The sequence below is a fragment of the Microcoleus sp. S13_C5 genome (assembly GCF_036700845.1).
Lineage (GTDB): Bacteria > Cyanobacteriota > Cyanobacteriia > Cyanobacteriales > Microcoleaceae > Microcoleus.
This window is the reverse complement of record NZ_JAUBPR010000291.1, coordinates 1-1,331: the sequence shown is the minus strand read 5'-3', so window position 1 is coordinate 1,331 and position 1,331 is coordinate 1. Positions and strand designations below refer to the sequence as shown.

At 41.4% G+C, this 1,331-nt stretch carries 2 protein-coding genes; both read left to right on the top strand.

From position 1 onward, the window contains the following. Nucleotides 1–95 precede the first annotated feature (95 nt). Nucleotides 96–599 (top strand): helix-turn-helix domain-containing protein, encoded by a 504-nt coding sequence (locus QUA04_RS29665; RefSeq protein ID WP_333264384.1) that lies wholly within the window; start codon nt 96–98, stop codon nt 597–599. Further along, nucleotides 592–1,299 (top strand): transposase, encoded by a 708-nt coding sequence (locus QUA04_RS29660; RefSeq protein WP_333264381.1) that lies wholly within the window; start codon nt 592–594, stop codon nt 1,297–1,299. The genes QUA04_RS29665 and QUA04_RS29660 overlap by 8 nt, the downstream gene beginning before the upstream one ends. The last annotated feature ends 32 nt before the right edge of the window (nt 1,300–1,331 follow it).

The following is a 1,331-nucleotide window of genomic DNA, read 5'->3' as shown; positions in this document are numbered from 1 at the left end:
CTAGTACAGCTCGGCGTAAGTAGACAGACTATATTTGTGGTAGAATAACATAGTTAGTTTAGACCAGTTCCGGTAGGTGATATTCTGAGTCATATATGACCTTATTAATGCCTAAAATATTAAATTTAAGCGATGGCGAGCGTCATCAACTTCACCAGTTAATCAAGAGACACAACACGCCGCAACAGATAGTGCTACGAGCCAAAATAATTCTCATGGCATCTGATGGTCAAAACCATCGTGAAATAGCCCGAAGCCTAGAGATTAACCGGCAGATGGCTCGTTTATGGCGAAACCGATGGTTGGAGAGCGAGGGAAAAGACTTATCGATTTTGCAAAGATTACAAGATCGAGAGCGTGTTGGCGCACCAGTAAAATTTAGCATGGAACAAGTAACCGAGTTATTTGCACTCGCCTGTTCCTCACCGTCGGATTATGGACGACCAATAAGTCACTGGACAGCTAGAGAGCTGGCGGAGGAAATCATGAAACAAGGCATTATTGAAAGTATATCAGTCCGCCATGTTGGCAGATTATTAGAAGAAGCAGAAATTAAACCACACGCCTCGCGCTACTGGTTAACCCCCCCCTGTGGATGAAGAATTTGATGCAAAAGTTAAAGATATTACAGGCTTATATCTGACTGCGATTGAACGCAGTCAAAATGGAGAACACACTATATCAGTTGATGAAATGACAGGGATTCAAGCTATTGAGCGTCTCGAGAAAGACTTACCAATGCGACCAGGTAAAGTTGCAAGAAGAGAGTTTGAATATATTCGTCATGGTACGCAGACCTTGCTGGCTAATTTCAATATTGCTACTGGTAAGATTATCGAGCCAACTTGCGGGGATTCGAGAACAGAATCCGATTTTGTACAGAATATTCGTCACATCATTGAAACTGATCCGGCTGCCCCAAAATGGCATCTAATTATGGATTGTCTGAATACTCACCAATCTGAATCACTGGTGCGTTTAGTTGCCGAAAAAGAAGGCTTAGATATCGACCTCGGTATTAAGGGAAAAAGCGGCATACTTCAATCCATGAAATCCCGCGCTGTTTTTTTAAGTGACCCAACACATCAAATTGTTTTCCATTACACACCCAAACATTCTTCGTGGCTTAATCAAATAGAGATTTGGTTCAGCATTTTGGTGCGGAAATTACTAAAAAGAGCAAGTTTCACCAGTCAGTACGATCTGAAAAATCGCATCCTCAATTTTATTAACTACTTTAATCAAACAATGGCCAAACCTTTTAAGTGGACATATAAGGGTAAAGTCTTGGCTGTCTAATAGTCTGTGTATTTACGCCGAGGTGTACTAGT

Excerpts from the sequence above, each read along its gene's own strand:
- QUA04_RS29665 (WP_333264384.1), top strand. The coding sequence starts at position 96 with ATGACCTTATTAATGCCTAAAATATTAAATTTAAGCGATGGCGAGCGT.